19 protein-coding genes are annotated in these 18580 nt (G+C 61.5%); 9 read left to right on the forward strand and 10 right to left on the reverse strand.

Going from position 1 to position 18580, the window contains the following annotated elements; genetic code table 11:
- Positions 1–10 precede the first annotated feature (10 nt).
- The gene (locus PY649_RS29275) at positions 11–1117 is read right to left on the reverse strand and encodes an RHE_PE00001 family protein (RefSeq protein WP_285872403.1); all 1107 of its coding nucleotides are present in this window, start codon (positions 1115–1117) and stop codon (positions 11–13) included.
- 173 nt (positions 1118–1290) lie between these two features.
- Here PY649_RS29275 and PY649_RS29280 point away from each other — a divergent pair, with 173 nt between their 5' ends.
- Both PY649_RS29280 and cueR read left to right on the forward strand, forming a co-directional pair.
- Positions 1291–3801: a heavy metal translocating P-type ATPase gene (locus tag PY649_RS29280; protein ID WP_285872404.1), complete on the forward strand. Its 2511-nt coding sequence runs from the start codon at positions 1291–1293 to the stop codon at positions 3799–3801.
- An 11-nt stretch (positions 3802–3812) separates the two neighbouring features.
- Complete coding sequence (gene cueR, locus PY649_RS29285) at positions 3813–4199, forward strand: Cu(I)-responsive transcriptional regulator (protein ID WP_285872405.1); 387 nt, start codon at positions 3813–3815, stop codon at positions 4197–4199.
- A gap of 253 nt (positions 4200–4452) precedes the next feature.
- Here the strand turns inward: cueR and PY649_RS29290 are convergent, their stop codons facing one another.
- Positions 4453–5643: an acetyl-CoA C-acyltransferase gene (locus tag PY649_RS29290; protein WP_285872406.1), complete on the reverse strand. Its 1191-nt coding sequence runs from the start codon at positions 5641–5643 to the stop codon at positions 4453–4455.
- A gap of 195 nt (positions 5644–5838) precedes the next feature.
- Between PY649_RS29290 and PY649_RS29295 the strand changes: the two genes are divergently transcribed.
- Positions 5839–6069, forward strand: a complete 231-nt coding sequence (locus PY649_RS29295; RefSeq protein ID WP_285872408.1) for a type II toxin-antitoxin system VapB family antitoxin — start codon at positions 5839–5841, stop codon at positions 6067–6069.
- Positions 6069–6464, forward strand: a complete 396-nt coding sequence (locus PY649_RS29300) for a type II toxin-antitoxin system VapC family toxin (RefSeq protein ID WP_285872409.1) — start codon at positions 6069–6071, stop codon at positions 6462–6464. The genes PY649_RS29295 and PY649_RS29300 overlap by 1 nt, the downstream gene beginning before the upstream one ends.
- A 16-nt stretch (positions 6465–6480) precedes the next feature.
- Here the strand turns inward: PY649_RS29300 and PY649_RS29305 are convergent, their stop codons facing one another.
- The 4 genes from PY649_RS29305 to PY649_RS29325 all read right to left on the reverse strand — a co-directional run bounded on the left by PY649_RS29305 (position 6481) and on the right by PY649_RS29325 (position 9942).
- A complete protein-coding gene (locus PY649_RS29305; protein ID WP_285872410.1) occupies positions 6481–6792 on the reverse strand; it encodes a hypothetical protein in 312 nt (103 codons plus the stop codon).
- 233 nt (positions 6793–7025) lie between these two features.
- Positions 7026–8465, reverse strand: a complete 1440-nt coding sequence (locus PY649_RS29315; protein ID WP_285872411.1) for an MFS transporter — start codon at positions 8463–8465, stop codon at positions 7026–7028.
- A 157-nt stretch (positions 8466–8622) separates the two neighbouring features.
- Positions 8623–9285, reverse strand: a complete 663-nt coding sequence (locus tag PY649_RS29320; protein WP_285872412.1) for a sulfite oxidase-like oxidoreductase — start codon at positions 9283–9285, stop codon at positions 8623–8625.
- A gap of 78 nt (positions 9286–9363) precedes the next feature.
- Positions 9364–9942, reverse strand: a complete 579-nt coding sequence (locus PY649_RS29325) for a HutD/Ves family protein (protein WP_432761424.1) — start codon at positions 9940–9942, stop codon at positions 9364–9366.
- Positions 9943–10017: 75 nt separating this feature from the next.
- On the opposite strand from PY649_RS29325, the gene PY649_RS29330 reads away from it, so the two are divergent.
- Together PY649_RS29330 and PY649_RS29335 are read left to right on the forward strand one after the other, a co-directional pair.
- On the forward strand, positions 10018–10290 hold the full coding sequence (locus PY649_RS29330; RefSeq protein WP_285872413.1) for a type II toxin-antitoxin system Phd/YefM family antitoxin: 273 nt from the start codon (positions 10018–10020) through the stop codon (positions 10288–10290).
- A complete protein-coding gene (locus tag PY649_RS29335; RefSeq protein ID WP_285872414.1) occupies positions 10287–10673 on the forward strand; it encodes a type II toxin-antitoxin system VapC family toxin in 387 nt (128 codons plus the stop codon). The genes PY649_RS29330 and PY649_RS29335 overlap by 4 nt, the downstream gene beginning before the upstream one ends.
- 1 nt (position 10674) lies before the next feature.
- Here the strand turns inward: PY649_RS29335 and hutU are convergent, their stop codons facing one another.
- Genes hutU through hutI form a run of 3 tightly spaced genes read right to left on the reverse strand, consistent with a single transcriptional unit; the run spans position 10675 to position 15147 of the window.
- Positions 10675–12360, reverse strand: a complete 1686-nt coding sequence (gene hutU, locus PY649_RS29340) for a urocanate hydratase (RefSeq protein ID WP_285872416.1) — start codon at positions 12358–12360, stop codon at positions 10675–10677.
- A 1-nt stretch (position 12361) separates the two neighbouring features.
- Entirely contained in the window at positions 12362–13897 is a 1536-nt protein-coding gene (hutH, locus tag PY649_RS29345; RefSeq protein WP_285872417.1) for a histidine ammonia-lyase, read from the reverse strand.
- Entirely contained in the window at positions 13894–15147 is a 1254-nt protein-coding gene (hutI, locus tag PY649_RS29350; protein ID WP_285872418.1) for an imidazolonepropionase, read from the reverse strand. Before hutI ends, hutH begins: the two co-directional genes overlap by 4 nt.
- Positions 15148–15248: 101 nt before the next feature.
- On the opposite strand from hutI, the gene PY649_RS29355 reads away from it, so the two are divergent.
- Positions 15249–16592, forward strand: coding sequence for a formimidoylglutamate deiminase (locus tag PY649_RS29355; RefSeq protein ID WP_285872419.1), 1344 nt, complete (start codon positions 15249–15251; stop codon positions 16590–16592).
- Positions 16593–16659: 67 nt separating this feature from the next.
- Positions 16660–17379 carry a histidine utilization transcriptional repressor HutC gene (gene hutC / locus PY649_RS29360; RefSeq protein ID WP_285872421.1) on the forward strand — a complete coding sequence of 240 codons (720 nt, stop codon included), beginning with the start codon at positions 16660–16662 and terminating at the stop codon, positions 17377–17379.
- A gap of 10 nt (positions 17380–17389) precedes the next feature.
- Here hutC and PY649_RS29365 read toward each other — a convergent pair whose 3' ends face one another.
- The gene (locus PY649_RS29365) at positions 17390–17545 is read right to left on the reverse strand and encodes a hypothetical protein (RefSeq protein WP_285872422.1); all 156 of its coding nucleotides are present in this window, start codon (positions 17543–17545) and stop codon (positions 17390–17392) included.
- 265 nt (positions 17546–17810) lie between these two features.
- Here PY649_RS29365 and PY649_RS29370 point away from each other — a divergent pair, with 265 nt between their 5' ends.
- Positions 17811–18410 (forward strand): TetR/AcrR family transcriptional regulator, encoded by a 600-nt coding sequence (locus PY649_RS29370; RefSeq protein WP_285872423.1) that lies wholly within the window; start codon positions 17811–17813, stop codon positions 18408–18410.
- The last annotated feature ends 170 nt before the right edge of the window (positions 18411–18580 follow it).

Below are 18580 nucleotides of genomic sequence, written 5' to 3' on the forward strand. Positions count from 1 at the left end.
GCTTACCGCACTAAAGGATACCCCAGCCGCGATAACGCCCGCGTCCGGTCATCTCGCGCACGCCGAGTTCGGCCACCAAATTGAGGGCGCCGCGGGACGTGACGCCGACATGGCGGGCAACCATGCTGGCAGAGACGATAGGCCGGGCAAGCACAATCTCGATGACGCCAGGCAAGCTGCTGTTCGACCGCCGATCTTTCAGCCGCCGCTCCATCTGTATCTTGGCAAGCGACAGGCGATCGAGCTCCTTCAGACCGGCCTCGGCCGAAAGTGCCATGGCTTCAAGAAAAGCCATCAGCCGGATGGAGCGATCCGACGAGCGGCGGCGCTCATGCCGAACGGACTTCAGGCCGGTATTGAGGCAGAAAAGGTGAGAAGTGACCTTACCGCGGCGGCGAAGATAGGCGCTGACGAGCTGGCTGCCCAGCCAATGTTGCCGCCGCAGCGGCTCGAGCCGCTCCCAGGCGTCGAACAGTACGGCAGCGCCCAAAGCCGGCGGCAGGAGATCGGCCTCATGGATGACGGCGCGCCAGTTTTCCAGCCGCTCGTTTTCGTCCCAGTCATCATCTCGGATCAGACCGAGCGGATCGTCCATGGTCACTGCCTTGGGCTGCGGGGTCTTTCCGTCCAGCACCTGGCCGGAGCGGGCGATAACGGCGTCGATCTCGGAAAAATCCATACCGAAATCGTCACCGTCGTCGTCGTCATCCTCTTCCGTTGCCGACGTCTCGACAGGCATGGGGCGTAGGGTGACGGTTTCCTCGGCATCGCCGATATCACCGCTCAAGACTGCAAGACCGGCCGTTCCCAACCCCCAGTCCGGCTCGGCATTCCACAGCCGTCGCCGGGCGCGCAGCACCGCGTGGGCGATGGTCAATTCATGCGTCGGCGCGCGGGCATCCACATGCGCATCATGCAGCACCAGATCTTCGATATGCACCAGCTCGCCACCGACCCAGAGCGCGGCGACAGCATCGAAAAAATGACCGCGCTCACGAAAACCGTCGCCGACGACATGCCGCAACACCCGCTCATCCAACCGCGCAAGCATATCCTCTGCTCTGGTCATCGCAGGGAGAAGCGTCGTCAGCGGTAGGGTGGCAAGATCATATCGCATTGGAATCACATGATTGATTCTGTCTTGCGGAAGGTAACACCGCCGATCGCATCGGGATAGAAAGCCGCCTCTTTCAACTGTGGACCGCCATCACTATTTTTCTTCTTGACCTTCCAGTTACAGGAAGGTTCATAAAGTTTTCCGACGCCCTCTCTGGGGCAAAGGAGTTTATTATGGCATTGCATGACGAGCACGATCACAGCCATCACGGCAACGGTCACCACCATCATCATCACGACACCGATTCCGAGGATACGGTGACCCGCGACCCCGTCTGCGGCATGACCGTGGATCCGAACGCCGACAAGCCGTCGCTGGACTATAACGGCCGCACATTTCATTTCTGCTGCAATGGCTGCCGCACGAAATTCGAAGCCGCGCCGGAAGATTATCTTACCGCCACGGACCCCACCTGCGGCATGACGGTCGATCGCGCCACCGCGCGACATTTCCTGAAACACGAAGGCGAGAAATTCTATTTCTGCTCCGCCGGCTGCAAGGCGAAGTTCGAGGCGGATCCATCAGCATATCTCAATGGCAATAGGCCAGCACCGAAGCCGATGCCGAAGGGCACGCTTTATACCTGCCCGATGCATCCCGAGGTCGTCAGCGACCACCCAGGCGATTGCCCGAAATGCGGCATGGCGCTGGAGCCCATGGGCGTGCCCGCTGCCGACGAAGGCCCGAACCCGGAGCTGATCGATTTCACGCGCCGCCTCTGGATCAGCGCAGCCTTGTCGCTGCCCCTGCTCATTATCAGCATGGGTCCGATGATCGGCCTGCCTATCCGCGACTGGATCGGCGAGCCGATCGCCACATGGGTCGAACTTGTCCTTGCGACACCGGTTGTACTCTGGGCCGCCCTGCCCTTCTTCCGCCGCGCCTGGAACTCGCTCGTCAATCGCAGCCCGAATATGTGGACGCTGATCGGCCTCGGCGTCGGTACGGCCTATCTCTATAGCCTCGTGGCGACGCTCTTACCCGGCATTTTCCCGATGAGCTTTCGTGGGCATGGCGAAAGCGTGCCCGTCTATTTCGAAGCCGGGTCGGTCATCGTTGCCTTGGTGTTTGTTGGACAGGTGCTGGAACTGAAGGCGCGTGAGCGCACCGGCTCGGCGATCCGCGCCCTGCTCGACCTCGCGCCCAAGACCGCCCGCCGTATCGGCACCGACGGCAGCGAGGCCGATGTGCCCGTAGACGAGATCCAGGCCGGCGACCGGCTGCGCGTGCGTCCCGGCGAGCGTGTGCCCGTGGACGGTTCGGTTGTCGATGGACAGTCGACCATCGACGAATCGATGATCACGGGCGAGCCGCTGCCGGTCGAAAAGACCCAAGGGGACGCGCTGACCGGCGGCACCATCAACAAGAACGGCTCGCTGGTCATGATTGCCGAAAAGGTCGGCGCGGAAACAACGCTGTCGCGGATCGTCGAGTTGGTCGCCAAGGCGCAGCGGTCTCGTGCGCCGATCCAGACGATGGTCGATCGTGTTTCGGCCGTCTTCGTGCCCACCGTCGTGCTCGCCGCCATTATCGCCTTTGCGGTTTGGGCCTTTGTCGGACCGGAGCCGACGCTGGCGCATGCGCTGCTTGCCGCCGTCGCCGTCCTCATCATCGCCTGCCCCTGCGCATTGGGACTTGCAACGCCGATGTCGATCATGATCGCCACCGGCCGTGGCGCGCAGGAGGGCGTGCTGGTGCGCGACGCCGAGGCGCTCGAGCGCTTCGCCAAAGTCGACACGCTGATTGTCGACAAGACCGGCACATTGACCGAGGGCAGGCCGAACCTGACCGATGTCATCCCTGCCGCCGGTGTGGACGAAAGCCGCCTGCTGTCGCTTGCCTCCAGCCTCGAACGCGGCTCCGAACATCCGCTGGCCGAGGCGATCGTCGCGGGCGCACAGGAGCGCGGCGCGAGCCTAGTCGATATATCCGGCTTCGTGGCAAAGACCGGCAAGGGCGTGGAGGGCCGCGCCGGTGATACGGCAATCGCCCTCGGCAATGCCGCAATGATGGCCGATCTCGGCGTTGCGACCGATGCGCTGCAGGCTGAGACCGAGCGCCTGCGCGGTGACGGCAAGACCGTGATGTTCGTCGCCTTCGACGGTCAGCTGGCCGGCCTCGTTGCCGTCGCCGACCGCATCAAGCCGACGACCGCAGCCGCCATCAAGGCGCTCCATGAAAGCGGCCTGAAGATCATCATGGCGACCGGCGACAATGGGCTGACCGCCAAGGCAGTCGCCGCTCATCTCGGCATCGACGAAGTGAAGGCGGACATGTTGCCGGAAGGCAAGAAGGCGCTGATCGACGAGCTGCGGGCCAAGGGCAATGTGGTCGCCATGGCCGGCGACGGCGTCAACGACGCGCCGGCGCTCGCTGCAGCCGATGTTGGCATCGCGATGGGAACCGGTGCCGATGTCGCGATGGAGAGCGCCGGCATCACCCTGGTAAAGGGCGATCTCAACGGCATCGTCAGGGCGCGGCATCTTTCGGAAGCGACGATCCGCAATATCAAACAGAACCTGGCCTTCGCCTTCGGTTACAATGCTCTCGGCGTGCCGCTGGCGGCAGGTGTGCTCTACCCGGTCTTCGGCCTGCTTCTATCGCCGATGATCGCAGCCGCCGCCATGAGCCTGTCCTCGGTCTCGGTCATCGCCAACGCGCTGCGGCTGAGACTGGCCAAATAAGGAGAGTTCACATGAATATCGGCGAAGCATCGGGCCGTTCCGGCCTGCCGGCAAAGACGATCCGCTATTACGAGGATATCGGCCTGATCCGCCCCGATCGCGGCGGCAACGGCTACCGCGATTATGGCTCTGACGACGTACACAAGCTGCGTTTCCTCAACCGCTCCCGCAGCCTCGGCTTCTCCGTCGACGAGTGCCGGCAACTGCTGGCGCTCTACGAAGACAAAAGCCGCGCCAGCGCCGACGTCAAGGAGATCGCCACGGCGAAGCTCACCGAGATCGACCGCAAGATCCGCGAACTGACGGAGCTGCGTCGCACGCTGGAGCATTTGGTCCATGCCTGCCATGGCAATGAGCGGCCGGATTGTCCGATCCTGGAGGAGTTATCGGAGGGGTGAGGTTGCCGAGCCACCCGCCCTCGCTCTTCGAGGCTGCGGCTTCAGCCTCCGCACCTCAGAGTGAGGGCTGATCTTCTCGCCGGCTGCTCTGACCTGCTCTTGCGTTATCGTGAGCGTGCTGAACGAGGACGGGCCGCAGCAGCTCTGAGGCCTTCCGGTGCACTCTCTCCGCCTCATCCAGAGGTGCGCACGCGATGAAGCGTTAGCCGAAGCGACCGGGCCTCGAAGGACGAGGCGGCCGCCGCGCTTATCCTTAGCTCACCCTCTCCACCGCAATCGCCGTAGCCTCGCCTCCGCCGATGCAGAGTGCTGCGACACCGCGCGTTGCGCCCTGACGCGCCAGCGCATGCAGCAGCGTCACGATCAGCCGCGCGCCGGTAGCCCCGATCGGATGGCCCAGCGCACAGGCGCCGCCGTTGATGTTGAGGCGGTCGCGATCGATGCCGAGATCCTTAGCAGCAGCCATGGCGACGACGGCGAAGGCTTCGTTGATCTCGAAGAGGTCGACATCGCCGACCTTCCAGCCGGCCTTGTCCAATACCTTGCGGATCGCCGGGATCGGCGCCGTTGTGTACCAGGCCGGTTCCTGGCTATGGGTGGCATGCGCCTTGATTTCGGCGAGGATCGGCAGTCCTTCGCGCTCGGCGATCGAGCGCCGTGTCAGCACCAGCGCGGCCGCGCCGTCCGCATTGGCCGAAGCGCTGGCCGCGGTGATCGTACCGTCCTTGCGGAATGCTGGCTTCAGCGTGGGGATTTTTTCCGGCGAAACCTTCTGCGGATGCTCATCCTTGGCGATCGCTATCGGACCGGCCTTGGCAGCAACCGAAATCGGTGTGATCTCGGCCTCGAACGCCCCGGTCTCGATCGCCCTGCGAGCTCGAGTCAGCGTCTCGACGGCATAGGCATCCTGATCGTCGCGGCTGAACTGATAGGCTTCGACGGCCATCTCACCGAAATCACCCATCGAGCGGCCTTTTTCATAGGCGTCTTCCAGCCCGTCGAGCATCATGTGGTCGAAGATGCGGTCATGGCCCATCCGGTAGCCACCGCGCGCTTTCGCGAGCAGATAGGGCGCGTTCGACATCGACTCCATGCCGCCGGAGACCGCGATCGAGGCAGAGCCGGCAAGGATCAGGTCATGCGCCAGCATTGTCGCCTTCATGCCCGAACCGCAGACCTTGTTGATCGTCGTGGCGCCGACCGCATCCGGCAATCCCGCACCTCGCGCCGCCTGTCGCGCCGGTGCCTGCCCCTGGCCGGCCGGCAGGACGCAGCCGAACAGCACCTCGTCCACTTTCTCCGCGGACAATCCGGCGCGTTCCAATGCGGCACGGATGACATGGGAGCCGAGTTCCGGCGCCTGCAGCGGTGACAATTCGCCTTGGAAGCGGCCGAGCGGGGTACGCGTAGCAGCGACGATAACGACAGGATCAGTGACAGACATGATGCTCCTCGCAATCTGCAAGTTAAGTGATCAAGGCTATTGCTAGCACGTTAGATGATGTTCGTCATGTAAATAAGTCAAAAACATTTCTTCGGGCAAAACATGTCCGCTATCACCGATCCAAGAATTGCCGGATGATTGTCCTCTTCGCCGCCATGCGCTAGGGATATCTAGAGATCAAAAAATGGATATCCCATGCCGCTTTACATCAAAGACGACGCCATCGACCGGTTGGCGCGGCGCTACCAGGCGCTGACGAAAGCCTCCACCAAAACCGAAGCCGTGCGGCTGGCATTGCAGAGAGCGCTGGACGAGGAGCTTACCAAGCCTTCGCTTGCCGATGTCGCCGTCACCTTCTGCCGTCAGCTCAAACAAAAGGCGGGCGGCGGAATTGCAGCGGGTACCAGCCAATCAGGGGATGCCTGATGTTCATCGATGCTTCGGTGCTTGCCGCCATGATGACGAATGAGGATGATGCGCGCGAATTTGCCGCGCGCATGCAGGTCGATACGGCGCGCATGACTTCACCCGCGGCAGTAGCTCAGGCGGCGATCCGCGTCGCCGCCACGCTCGATCTGTCTCTTGCCGATGCCAGCGACGCGATCAGAAGATTCCTGACGCTGATGAACATTCAGCTGCTGGCCACGCCCCCACGCGCGGCTTTTCTCGCACTCGAAGCCTATGAGCGTTTCGGAAAGGGCCGCCATCCCGCCGATCTCGATTTGGACGATTGCATGACCTATGCCTGCGCCCGCTATTATCGGCAGCCGCTATTGGCGAAAGGTGACCAGTTCGGCCGGACGGATATCGGCATGGCCTAACACGCCCGCATCGAAACTATTGTCCGGGGCAACGCGAGGTCGGACCCGCTGCGTATGTGTTCGAAACGCCAACGGAGTTCGGCGCTGCGGCGCATTGCAACCTCGTTATCGTATCGCCGGCTCGGATCGGACCGGTCACCGACGGATCGGTGTTGATCGTGCCATCCGGAAGGATCGCATCCTTGGAATGATCGACGAAGGCAGCGTCGGTCTGCATTGCCTGTGGGTCGAAGGTTGTCGTGCGATGTTTGTGAGCGGGGCCAGCCAAAACGGCACTGGTGGACACGCCAACGACGAGGGCGGAGATGGTAAGAGCCTTGAGCAGCATGACACGTGCCTCCTGTGGAGTTGAAACCCACTTTATATATATGAATCACGAAGGTATTTTACACCATCGCGCGACCCGACGTCACGCTGGTTTGATCGGCAATCACGCCATAACAATATCGGTGTGAACAAAATCATTGCCCTTGGTTAACACGGGCAATTCAAGAGCCTGCGCGCAAGCAAAAGCAAAGCAGTCGCCGAATATAACGCCTGCGACTTCAACAACGCCCTCGATTATTTTCGTGTGTTATGCCGGGATACTTCCGCGCCCGCATCATGCGCCAGGCGGAGAAAGCGCAGCGACGAGACAACGCCGATCAGAGCGATGGCGATGAAGGCCCAACGGAAATCGACAGGAGTGAGTGTTTCGCCACCGTGAACGGTGCGCGAGAGGTTGAGCACTGCGGCGCCGACTGCGACGCCCAGCAGCAGCGAAACCTGCTGCAGCATGCTCGACAGGGTCGAAGCAGAGCTGCGTTGCGCCGCGTGAATGTCGGCGAAGGCAAGCGTGTTCAGCGCGGTGAAATTCATCGAGCGGGACAGGCCGGCGCAAAGCAGGAGGATGTAGGTTAGCCAATCGGGAGTCGATGGCGACAGCAGCGCGAAGCAGCCGATGCTCGCAGACGAGATCAGGCCATTGACGACGAGCACGCTGCGGAAACCGAAAGCCTTCAGCATCGGCGTCGTGATCGCCTTCATGCCAAGATTGCCGGCGAAATAAACCAGCAGATAGGTGCCGGCATTGATCGCCGTCAGACCGAAGCCGACCTGGAAAAGCAGCGGCAGCAGAAAGGGCGTGGCATTGATCGCCACCCGGCTCGCCGTCCCGGCCGAAAGCGTGGCCATGGCGAAGGTCTGGATCTTGAAGGCGGAAAGATCGAGCAGCGGCGCGTCGACCCTCAGAAAATGCCTGGTGGCAACGATGGAAAAGACGACGCCGACGGCAATCAGGCCGGCACTGGCGGCAAGCCCGGTGGTACCATGGACGACGAATTCGAGGCCGGCGAGCAGAAACGTCAGGCCCACCGCCGATTCGAAGAAGCCAGTGAGGTCTAATCTTGCGACCTTCTCTTCGCGCTGGTCCGGCACGAAGCGCAGGACGAGGCCGAGCCCGACGATGCCGATCGGTATGTTGATCAGAAAGTTCCAGTGCCAGGTCAGATAGGTGGTGATGTAGCCGCCGAGGACGGGGCCAAGGACAGGCGCGGTCAATGCCGGCCAGGTGATCATCGACATGGCATGGACGAGATCGGATTTGCGGGCGCTGCGCAGCACGATGATACGGCCAACTGGGGTCATCAGCGCGCTGCCGATCCCCTGCACCGCGCGGGCGACAACGAATTCGGTCAGATTGCCGGACAGGCCGCAGAACAACGAGGCGACGGTAAAGATGACGATCGATGCCAAAAACACCCGGCGGGCGCCATAGCGATCACCGGCCCAACCCGCCAGCGGGACAAAGGCCGACATGGTCAGCAGATAGACCGTGATACCGATGCTCATCGCCACCGGCACGACGCCGAAGCTCGCCGCCATCTGCGGCAGCGAGGTCGTGACGATCGTGCCATCCAGGACCTGCATGAAGAAGGAGACTGCGACGACGAAGGCGATAATGCGGGATTGCCGGCCGAAACTTTCTTCGGAAGGCTGCTCTGTAGTCTGAACTGCGGTCATAGCATCGGATATCAGAGGTGGCGGTTGTGGATCGCCGGACAAATCCGACATCAATCATATGATCAATGCATACGCCCATTGCCGCCAGATGCAAAGTCGTAATCAGCTCTTGCGGTATCAAAACCTGCAATACCCGCCTGCGGAAACGGCCGAGACCTCAGTCGTCCGAGTAGCGCTGCTCGCGCCAGGGATCGCCATACATATGATAGCCGTTCTTCTCCCAGAAACCGGCCCTGTCGGCGCCGATGAGCTCGATGCGGTTCAGCCACTTGGCGCTCTTCCAGAAATAGAGATGCGGCACGACAAGACGCATCGGGCCACCATGTTCGCCGGTCAGCGGCTGACCTTCCCAGGCGGTGGCGAGGATCGCATCTTCAGCGGCGAAATCGGCAAGCGGCAGGTTGGTGGTATAGCCGTCATGGCTCGTCAGAAGCACATGGTTCGCCTCGGCCGTCGGCATGGCGAGATCGAGCAGATCGCGCGTCGACACCCCTTCCCATCTGTTGTCATAGCGCGACCAGGTGGTGACGCAATGAATATCGCTGACACGGGTGCTGTGCGCGATCGCCTGGAAAGCGGCCCAATCGAGGCTGAGCCGCGTCTCCACGAAGCCGATCACATCGAGGCGCCAGCTCGACAAGGACATCTGCGGCTGCACGCCGAGATCGAGCACCGGCCAGTTCTTGACGAGATGCTGTCCCGGCGGCAAGCGTTCGGTTTCCGGCCGGCTGACGCGCCCCGTCAGAAACTTGCCCTCGGCCGCCCAACGGCGCTTGGAGGTGGTCAGCTTACTATCGGCGGGGATTTGATTGTCGCTCATACGGGCATCCTCTCTGCGGCGCGGCAATAGGATAACCGGGGTATGCCGGTGTCAAGTCAAAGCGCAGTCGATAGCCGACTATGTTGCCTCAACGGCGATGCAAAATAGCTGTGCTTTGCCTGAGATCGAGCGCCGTGTGGCAACCTCGTTGGAGACAAGCAGGCAATCGCCCGCGGCAAGTGCCGCACCATCGATCTCGACATCTCCGCGATGGCAAAGGACAAGGCTGGTCCCGCCCTTCAACTCGACTTCGCCATTTCCATCAATCGAAACGCGCCGCATCGAATGCGTAAAACGTCCCCGCCGCGTCATGACGTTGAGATCAGTGATCGTCCCGTCGATCAAGGTCGCCGAGGTCCGCGCATCGGCAGCGAACGACAGCGGTGCGCTTGCCTGCGTCAGGCGCTCAGGCTCGCGCCCCTCGATAAAGAGGGTCATCCCCTCGCCGTCGAGAATGGATAGCGTGCGATCGATTCCCGAAAAGACCGAGAACGGCCCATCCGTGGCGACCGTCGCCATGCTGACGCGCCAATCGAATTCGGCAAGCCCGGCGCCGTCGGGCGAAACGGCTATCTCTACCGTCTCGCCCCCGCCGTTTTTCCAGGGCATGCGACGGTGACTATCGCGGCGGAGAATCGTAATTTTTGGCGTTGCCATATGTTCCTGTCCAATCATTGCAATTCGATTCGGTGTAAACTAAGTTTAGTGGACTAAGTCCATTCGGAGTCTGCCATGGAAACCGTCAATATACATGAGGCGAAGACGCATTTATCGCGGCTGATTGAGAAAGCGGCCAAGGGCGAAGCTTTCATCATCGCCAAGGCGGGTAAGCCGATGGTGAAAGTTGTCCCCCTAGAGGAGAAAGAAGCTCCGAAGAAGCGCCGCATCGGCTTCATGGAAGGCAAGATCGTGGTTCCCGAAGATTTCGACACGATGATGGCCGACGAAATCGAGAAGATGTTTCATGGCAATCCCAATGATTTCAAAAGCATTAGAGATCGATGAGATTTCTCCTGGACACGCATATTCTGCTCTGGGCTACGGTCGCTTCTCAGCGGCTGCCTGAAAAAGCCCGCGACCTGATTGAAGACCTCGACAATACGATCGCATTTTCGACCGCCAGCATATGGGAGGTGGCGATCAAGGCGGGATTGGCGCGCCCCGACTTTGCAGTCAATGCCCGCCGGCTCTACGAAAATCTGCTTGAAAACGGATATGAGGAACTACCCGTTCTCGGGCAGCACGCGGCCGCCGTCGCGGATCTGCCCGATATTCACAAAGATCCTTTCGACCGAATTCTTATCGCTCAAGCCTTTGTTGATGGTATCTCCCTGATCACCGCCGACAAGACCGTCGCAAGCTACGGCGGTCTCGTGCGGCTGGTGTAGGCTAATTCCCCAGGATTGCCGGCAGGCGCAGGCCCTGCTCTTTGGCGCAATCGATGGCGATCTCGTAGCCGGCATCGGCGTGGCGCATGACGCCGGTCGCCGGGTCGTTCCAGAGAACGCGTTCCAGGCGCCTTGCCGCATCATCCGTGCCGTCGGCGCAGATGACCATGCCGGAGTGCTGGGAAAAGCCCATGCCGACGCCACCGCCATGATGCAGCGATACCCAGGTGGCGCCGGAAGCGGTATTCAGCAGTGCGTTGAGCAGCGGCCAGTCGGAAACGGCATCCGATCCGTCCTTCATAGCTTCGGTCTCGCGGTTCGGCGAAGCGACCGAGCCGGAGTCCAGATGGTCGCGGCCGATGACGATGGGAGCCTTCAGCTCGCCGTTCTTGACCATTTCATTGAAGGCAAGGCCGAGACGATGGCGATCGCCGAGGCCAACCCAGCAGATGCGCGCCGGCAGGCCCTGGAAGGCGATGCGATCACGCGCCATGTCGAGCCAATTGTGCAGGTGCTTGTTGTCCGGCAGCAGCTCCTTCACCTTGGCGTCGGTCTTGTAGATATCCTCCGGATCGCCGGAAAGTGCTGCCCAGCGGAAGGGGCCGATGCCGCGGCAGAAGAGCGGGCGGATATAGGCGGGTACGAAGCCCGGGAAGGCGAAGGCGTTTTCGAAACCCTCGTCCTTGGCGACCTGGCGGATGTTGTTGCCATAGTCGAGCGTCGGCACGCCGGCATTCCAGAAGTCGACCATGGCTTCGACATGCACCCTCATCGAGGCGCGAGCGGCGGCTTCCACAGCCTTCGGATCGCTCTCGCGTTTGGCCTTCGCTTCGGCCACGGTCCAGCCGAGCGGCAGGTAACCGTTCAGCGGATCATGCGCCGAGGTCTGATCGGTGACGATGTCCGGGCGCGGGCCGCCGGCCTTCATGCGCTTCACCAGTTCCGGGAAGATTTCCGCGGCATTGCCGAGCAGGCCGACCGACTTCGCCTCGCCAGCCTTCGTCCATTTGTCGATCATGGCAAGCGCTTCATCGAGCGTCTTGGCCTTTTCATCGACATAGCGGGTGCGCAGGCGGAAATCGATGCGGGTCTCATCGCATTCGACGGCAAGGCAACAGGCGCCGGCCATGACGGCCGCCAGCGGCTGTGCGCCGCCCATGCCGCCAAGGCCGCCGGTCAGGATCCACTTGCCCTTGAGATTGCCGCCATAGTGCTGGCGGCCGGCCTCGGCGAAGGTCTCGAAAGTGCCCTGCACGATGCCTTGCGTGCCGATATAGATCCACGAGCCCGCGGTCATCTGGCCGTACATGGCCAGCCCCTTCTTATCCAGCTCGTTGAAATGATCCCAAGTCGCCCAATGCGGCACGAGATTGGAATTGGCGATCAGCACGCGCGGCGCGTCCTTGTGGGTGCGGAAGACGCCGACCGGCTTGCCGGATTGCACCAGCAGCGTCTCTTCTTCGGTCAAAGTCTTCAGCGTTGCGGCGATCCGGTCAAAATCATCCCATGTACGGGCGGCGCGGCCGATGCCGCCATAGACGACCAGCTCATTCGGATTTTCCGCAACGTCAGGATCGAGATTGTTCATCAGCATCCGCAGCGGCGCTTCGGTCATCCAGCTCTTGGCGTTGAGCTCCGGGCCGCGCGGCGCACGGATTTCGCGGATATTATGGCGTGGGTTGGTCATGTCATATCTCCAGAGAGGGCAGGATGCCGGCGGATACGGATGCGTTGAGCGTGCCGGAGGCGACGAGGTCGCTTGCGGCCTTGAGATCGTTTGCCATGTAGCGGTCTTCATCGAGCGTCGGCACGGCGGCGCGGATGGTGGCGATGGCGAGCGTCAGTTCGGGGCTGGTCGTCAGCGGCGCCCGCAGCTCGACGCCTTGCGCAGCGGTCAGTGCCTCGATGCCGATGATGCCGAAGAGATTGTCGGTCATCGGCAGCAGTCGGCGCGCGCCATGGCAGGCCATGGATACGTGGTCTTCCTGATTGGCGGAGGTCGGCGTCGAATCGACTGACGCCGGGTGCGACATCTGCTTGTTTTCGCTCATCAACGCAGCCGAGGTCACCTCTGCGATCATCAGTCCCGAGTTCAGACCGGGCTTTTTCGCAAGGAAGGCCGGCAAGCCATAGCTCAGTGCCGGATCGACCAGCAGCGCGATGCGGCGCTGCGAGATCGCACCGATCTCACAGACGGCAATCGCGATCTGGTCGGCGGCGAATGCCACCGGCTCAGCATGGAAATTGCCGCCAGACACCACGGAATTGTCAGACAGCACAAGCGGATTGTCGGTGACCGCATTGGCTTCGATTTCCAGCGTGCGGCCGACAGAGCGCAGCAGATCGAGACAGGCGCCGTCGACCTGCGGCTGACAACGGATGCAGTAAGGGTCCTGAACGCGCTCATCGCCTTCGATATGACTCTCGCGAATGACGGAACCCGCGAGCAAGCCGCGAAGCGCGGCGGCCGTGTCGATCTGACCCTTATGGCCGCGCAGCGTGTGGATATCGGGATGGAACGGCGCGGACGACCCCATGGCGGCATCCGTCGACATGGCGCCGGTGATCAATGCTGCCTGCGCGGCACGATGGGCGCGGAAAAGACCGGCAAGCGCAAGCGCGGTCGAAACCTGCGTGCCGTTGATCAGCGCCAGCCCTTCCTTGGCGGCAAGGACGACTGGCTTCAGCCCGGCCTTTTCGAGCGCTGCCGCGCCGGAAAGCCGCTCGCCGGCATAAAAGGCTTCGCCATGACCCATCATGACCGCGGTCATATGGGCAAGTGGCGCAAGATCGCCCGATGCGCCGACCGAGCCTTTTTCGGGGATGACAGGCACGACGCCCTTTTCGAGCATGTCTTCGATCAGCCGCACCAGCTCCAGCCGCACTCCGGACGCGCCGCGGCCGAGCGAGATGAGCTTCAGCGACATGATCAGGCGAACAACGTTCTCCGGCAGCGGCTGGCCGACGCCGCAGCAATGCGAGAGGATAAGATTGCGCTGCAAGGTCGCGACATCGGCGCTGTCGATCTTGATGGAGGCCAATTTGCCGAAACCGGTATTGATGCCGTAGACCGGCGCATTGCCGGCGGCGATCTCGGCAATACGGGCAGCGGCTTTGACGATACCGGCATCGAAGGAGGCCTCGAGCCTAGCAGGCTCGCCGGTCCAATAGATCGCGCCCAGTTGTTTCAGCGACACGGAGCCAGGATGGAGAGTGACAGTCATCGGTCGAAACTTTCTCCCTTGAAGATGCGGGCATGGAGCGGATTGAAGCCGATGCGATAGACAAGCTCGGCGGGGCTTTCGACGTCCCAAATGGCGAAATCGGCCAATTTGCCGGCCTCTAGCGTACCGGTCCTGGAAAGCAGGCCGAGAGCCCGGGCGCCCTCACGCGTGGCGCCGGCGATGCATTCCTCCACCGTCAGGCCGAAGAGCGTTGCCGCCATGTTCATCGTCAGCAACATCGAGGTCAACGGCGAGGTGCCGGGATTGCAGTCGGTCGCGATGGCGATTGGGACACCAGCCTCACGCAGCGCCTCGACCGGCGGCTTCTGCTTCTCATGGATGGCGTAGAAAGCGCCGGGTAGGAGAACCGCGACCGTGCCTGCATCCGCCATCGCCTTCACGCCGTCCTCGTCAAGATATTCGAGATGGTCGGCGGAGAGCGCGCCATAAGAGGCCGCAAGCTTGGCGCCGCCGAGATTGGAGAGCTGCTCGGCATGCAGTTTCACGGGAATGCCAAGAGACTTGGCCAGATCGAAAACGCGGGCGATCTCGGCCAGCGAAAAGGCGATGCCTTCGCAGAAACCGTCGACGGCATCGACGAGACCCTTTTCATGCGCCTGTTCCAGACCGGGCAGGACGACGTCCGTGATGTAATCACAGTTGCGGCCCTTGTATTCAACGGGCGTCGCATGCGCGGCAAGATAGGAGGTGACGACTCGGACAGGGCGGGCATCTTCCAGCGCACGCGCGGCCTGCAACATCTTCAGTTCGGATTCGATGCTGAGGCCATAACCGGACTTCACCTCGATCGTGGTGACGCCTTCGGCAAGCAGCGTATCGAGGCGCGGCAAAGCAGCCGCAATGAGATCGTTGACGGACAGCGCGCGCGTCGCGTTGACGGAGGAGACGATGCCGCCGCCGGCCCGCGCGATCTCTTCGTAGCTGGCGCCTTCCAGCCGCATCTCGAATTCGCGGGCGCGATTGCCGCCATGAACGATGTGCGTGTGGCAATCGACGAGACCCGGCGTGACCCAGCGACCTTCGAGATCGATGGTTTCGGCGTTGCCGATCTCGGGCATATCGCTTTCGCTGCCTGCGAAAACAATGCCGCCATCCCGGCTCAGGATAGCGCCGTTCTCGACAATGCCGAGCCCAGGCATGCTCTCTTTCAAGGTCGCCAGACGGGCATTGCGCCAAAGGCGGCTGCCTTCGAACATCATGTCATCTTCGGAAAATTTGTTCCCACTCATCAGCTTTGCGCCTTTCCTTATGGGCCTATAATGTATATACATATTAAAAAGGCTGACAAGAGGGATTTTGGATTCGACATCCAAAAGGAAAGGGTTGGACCATGACGAAACTTCATGCCCGTTCGGCATTGCTTGGTGATGGCTGGCGGCAAAATACCCGGCTAACTCTGGCAGACGGCCGCATTACCGATATCGAGACCGATGTCGCGGCTGAGGCCGGCGACGAACGGCACGACGTTCTGGTGCCTGCGATGCCGAATTTGCACAGCCACGCCTTTCAGCGCGCCATGGCCGGCCTTGCCGAAGTCCGCGGCCCGGCCAATGACAGCTTCTGGAGCTGGCGCACCGTCATGTACAAGTTTGCACTGTCGATGACCCCCGACCATGTCGAGGCGGTGGCCGCACAGCTCTATATGGAAATGCTGGAAGCCGGCTTCTCTCGTGTCGGCGAGTTCCACTATCTGCACCACGACAAGGACGGCAGCCCCTATTCCGACATCGCCGAACTGGCCGGGCGCATTGGCGCGGCAAGCGCCGAGACCGGCATCGGCTTGACGCTTCTTCCGGTCTTCTACGCCCATTCCGGCTTTGGCGGCACGGCCCCCATCGACGGCCAGCGGCGCTTCATCAATTCGCTCGATCGGTTCGAAACCTTGATGGCCGGCTGCCGGACGATCGCTGATCGGTTGCCGGGCGCCGAACTCGGCCTTGCCCCGCATAGCCTGCGGGCAGTGATACCCGAAGAGTTAGCAAAACTCGTGCCGCTCGCCGGCGATGGACCGATCCATATCCATGTCGCCGAACAGGTGAAGGAAGTCGAGGATTGTGTCGCCTGGTCCGGTGCACGACCAGTCGAATGGCTGCTCGATCATGCTCCACTCGACAAGCGCTGGTGCCTGATCCATGCCACCCACATGACTGACGACGAAACACGGCGGATGGCGAAAAGCGGCGCGATCGGCGGCCTCTGCCCGGTGACCGAAGCCAATCTCGGCGACGGCACTTTTTCTGCGCCTCTGTTCCTCCAGGAAGGCGGCCGCTACGGCATCGGCTCGGATTCCAACATCCTCATCTCCGTTCCGGAAGAGCTGCGACAGCTGGAATATTCGCAACGCCTGGCGCTGAGGGCCCGCAATGTCGTCGCAACTGCAGGCGGCTCGACGGCGCGAGCATTGTTCGATCATGCGCTTGCCGGCGGCGGCGCGGCATTGAAGGCTCCGGCGGGGCTCGCGGTCGGACACTATGCCGACATGGTTTCACTCGACATCAGCGGCGCGCCCTATCTCTCCGGCGACCAGATCCTCGATCAGTGGATATTTGCCGGCGGCGTCGCCGTCGAAAGCGTGTGGGCGCAAGGCCGCAAGCAGGTCGAACGCGGCCGGCATAAGAAGCGGGAAACAATTTCCGCACGATTCCGCGCCGTAATGACCGAACTAATCGGTTGAAAAAGAGCTTTTCCTCACGGCATACTAAGTGCCGAATCCCAGCTCTCACGAGGAAGCGGTCGGCGGCATGACCACAGGTAAAGAGGCGACGCTCCATCAGCGTATCCTGAGCGACATCGAGAGCCGGATCGTCTCCGGCGATTGGCCCCCTGGCCATCGGATTCCCTTCGAGCTTGCCCTGGCGGAACAATATGATTGTTCGCGCATGACGGTGAACAAGGCACTGACACAGCTTGCTCGGGCCGGGTTGATCGAACGGCGCAAGCGCTCGGGAAGCTTCGTCACTCAGCCGCAGGCGCAGTCGGCGGTGCTGGAAATCCACGACATCAAGTCCGAAATCCTGTCGCTGAACCTGCCCTACTCCCACAAGATCGTGAAGCGCGCCAAGCGCAAGGGTCGCCCGGAGGATGGGCGGCGGCTGCAATTTGCCGGCGCGGTATCGGTGCTGGAAATCACCTGTATCCACTATGCGGGCCACAGGCCCTTCTGCCTTGAGGACCGCGTCATCAATCTCAACGCCGTACCGGAGGCGGACGAGGTCGATTTCGATGAATTGCCGCCCGGGCCGTGGCTGATCAATCAGGTACCGTGGAGCACGGCCGAACACCAAATCCGCGCCATCCCCGCGGACGGCGAAGCGGCCACCAACCTGGATATCGCGAAAGGCACCGCCTGCCTCGTCATCGAGCGGCGCACATGGAGCGGCCTCGGACCGATCACTCACGTCCGTCTCACCTACCCCGGCGACCGTCATACATTGGTGGCGCGCTTCACGCCGTCGAGCTGAACCTACCGCGCTACTGGCGCTGCTGCACGGGTTCGGCCTGCATTGGGATAAGGTTGTCGGATTGATGGATGGGCCGCACCGGATTGACCAACAGGATGCTGAGTGCAATCAGCACCAGCGCCAATATAAGGGTGAGGCCGACCAAAAGTTGACGAATCGCTATCATTTCGGTCCTCCCATTCCGAGTTCGACATCTACTGATACAGCAAGGGGATTTCGTGGCAACCAGCCATTTCATGGCTGAAACGTTGTATCGGGTTTGAATGTTCCAGCAACAGCTGCGATTTTCCGAGCTTCCTGAAGGTAGAAAAGCGGCCGATCCAGATATATCGGGGTTGGTGGGGTATTGCCGATGTTGCGGTACCTTATGTGTATTCGCTCTGCCCGTCTACAGACTTGACAGACACCCTACCAATAGGTAGGCAAATCAAATGAGCAATATTTCAACAAAAGCAGACGAAATCGTGCAGTCGGCACGCGGCCTGATCGTCGCGGGCGGCTACAATAGTTTCAGCTTCGCTGACATTTCCGCAGAGGTCGGCATTCGCAAGGCATCCATCCATCATCATTTTCCGACCAAGGCCGATCTCGTCAGAATCGTCGTGGCCCGCTATCGGGAAGAGGCGCGGCAGGGCCTCGCCGGGGCCGATGCCAATATTGCCGATCCCGTCGCCCGCCTTCGGGCCTATACGGGCTTCTGGGAAGCGTGCATCACAGACAACACCGCCCCCTTCTGCATCTGCGCCATGTTGGCCGCCGAACTGCCGGTGCTTCCGGCTGATGTCGCCGTCGAAGTGCGTGGCCATTTTCGCGATCTGGCGAGCTGGCTTGCAGCCGTGATGGAACATGGAGGTGCCGAAGGTCGATTTGTTCTGCCGCGTTCGGCTGCGGAAGAAGCGCTGACCTTTATGGCAACCGTACATGGCGCCATGCTCTCGGCGCGAGCCTATGGCGATCCCACGGTCTTTGCCACCGTCGTCGAACCGCTGTTCGACCGGCTAGAGCATCCCGCGTCAGGCGGGCTCACCTAAAAGCGGATAACATGCTCTGGATTCAAAAGATTAGAGCGACCTTCGCGCGTTCAGATGTACGCGCGAACGCTCTAGGCTGTGGTGACGATTTAACGGTTTGGCTTTCCAAGTCGAGGCAAATCAGATTCAAGACTGCCTTTTGGAGGTTGGTCATGAATGCCGGTGGGCTC

Origin of the sequence: Rhizobium mayense, assembly GCF_030272705.1 — a bacterium.
Classification (GTDB): Bacteria; Pseudomonadota; Alphaproteobacteria; order Rhizobiales; family Rhizobiaceae; genus Rhizobium; species Rhizobium mayense.